The organism is Variovorax sp. 20P10.2.4, assembly GCF_058244205.1.
Genome location: NZ_JBZAYE010000980.1, coordinates 1 through 1,908 on the forward strand (window position 1 = coordinate 1; position 1,908 = coordinate 1,908).

At 71.9% G+C, this 1,908-nt stretch carries 2 protein-coding genes; both read right to left on the reverse strand.

Annotated features, from left to right (window positions below):
• Nucleotides 1-170: 170 nt before the first annotated feature.
• Nucleotides 171-893, reverse strand: coding sequence for an RNA polymerase sigma factor FliA (locus AC27VN_RS40160; protein ID WP_208509029.1), 723 nt, complete (start codon nt 891-893; stop codon nt 171-173).
• A 53-nt stretch (nt 894-946) separates the two neighbouring features.
• Nucleotides 947-1,908, reverse strand: a 962-nt coding sequence (gene flhF, locus AC27VN_RS40165) for a flagellar biosynthesis GTPase FlhF (RefSeq protein ID WP_490880313.1), incomplete at its 5' end; no start/stop codon positions are given.

Here is a 1,908-nt window from a genome sequence, read left to right on the forward strand (position 1 = left end):
ACGCCCGAACGCATCGCGGCGGTTCGCGCCAGCGGTGCCGCGGGCTTCACGGTGGGCACGGCGGCGCTCGACGGGTGCTTTCCGGCGGCCGGCCGAAGCCTCGAAAGCCAGCTCGCGGCGATCCTCGGCGCGCGATGAAAAAAGCACCGCGGCGCGGTGCTGTGTGAGCGTCAGTGCGAGCGCATCTTCGCGCGCAGCCGCGCGATCGACTGGCTGTGCAGCTGCGAGACGCGCGACTCGGTCACGCCGAGCACGGCCGCGATCTCCTTGAGGTTCATGTCCTGCTCGTAGTACATGCCCATGATGTGGCGCTCGCGCTCGGGCAGGCTGTCGATCGCGCCCACCAGCGCCTGGCGCAGCCGCTGGTCCTTGAGCAGGCTCATCGGGTCGGCGTCGGCATCGGCGAGGTGGCGGTCGAGAAAGCCCGATTCGCCCTCGGCGTCGGTGCCGCCACCCATGTCTTCCAGGTACACGAGCTGGGTGCCGCGCACGCGGCCCAGCAGGCTCTGGTAGTCGGCCAGCGGCATCTCGAGCGCTTCGGCGATCTCGGATTCGGCCGGCGCGCGGCCCAGCTTCTGCTCGAGCGCGCGCACCGCCTGTTCGATCTGCTTCTGGCTCTTGCGCGAGCCGCGCGAGAGCCAGTCGCCGTCGCGCAGCTCGTCGAGCATGGCGCCGCGGATGCGCTGGGTGGCGAAGGTCTCGAACTGCACGCCCTGGCTGGCCTCGTAGCGCGACAGCGCATCGGCCAGGCCGATCATGCCGACCTGGATCAGGTCGTCGAGCTCGACGTTGGGCGGCAGCTTGGCGATCATGTGATGCGCCAGCCGGCGCACCAGCGGCACGTGCTGGCGGATCAGCGCATCGCGGTCGAGCCGGCCCTTGGGCGTGTACATCTGGGAGAGCGGGGAAGCGGCCTGCATGTCGTGTCGTGGGGGCGGAACGCTCCTCAGAGTTCGCCCGCGCCGGGCGAGAAGAACAGTTCGAGATCGGCCGGCTGCGGATCGAAGGGCGAGCGCTGCGCCGCGCGCATCGAGTCGCGCACCAGCTCGGCGGCCAGCGCCGGCTTCCAGTCCTGCGAGGTGCGCGGGCCATGGGCCACGCCGCGCAGCACCAGCTGGTGGCGGATCAGCGTGTCGAGCGCCGGGCCCAGCTTCACGGCCTCGTCGGTCTTGCTCAGCACGGCCTGGCGCGCGCCGCCGATCTTGAAGCTGGCGGCCATTTCGTCGAGCGTGTCGCCGTGCGCGCCGGCGTTGAGCACCATCAGGCGCGAGATGCCGGGCAGGTCGAGCAGGTCCAGCAGGTCGCGCCGGCGCGGATCGCGCGGCGCGAGACCGGCGGTGTCGATCAGCACCATGCGCTTGCCGTGGAACAGCGCGAGCAGCTCCTGCAGCGCGGCGCGGTCGTGCGCGAGATGCGCCACCACGCCCATGGCGCGGCCGTGGGCGCGCAACTGCTCGTGCGCCCCCGCGCGGTGCATGTCGAGCGTGATCAGGCCGACGCTGGCCGGGCCGTGCAGTCGCGCGCACTGGGCCGCGATCTTGGCGGCGGTGGTGGTCTTGCCGACGCCGGTGGCGCCGACCAGCGCGTATACGCCGCCTTCCTCGGCCAGCGTGGGCGCGGCGGGGTCGATGCCGAGCATGCCTTCGAGCGCGGCCATCATGCGGCGCACCGCGCCGGCCGCGTCGTTGTCGAGCGCGATCGATTCGAGCACGCTGCGTGCGAGCGCGGGCGAGTAGCCGGCGCGCAGCAGCTTGAGCATCAGGTTCGAATGCACCGGGTTCTGCCGCGCCGGGCCGAGCCAGGCGAGGGCGTTGAAGCGGCTCTCCATCAGCGTGCGCATGGCCTGCAGCTCGGCCATCAGCGCCTGTTGGGTTTCGCTCGCGGTGTCGATCGAGGGGGCGGGCGCGG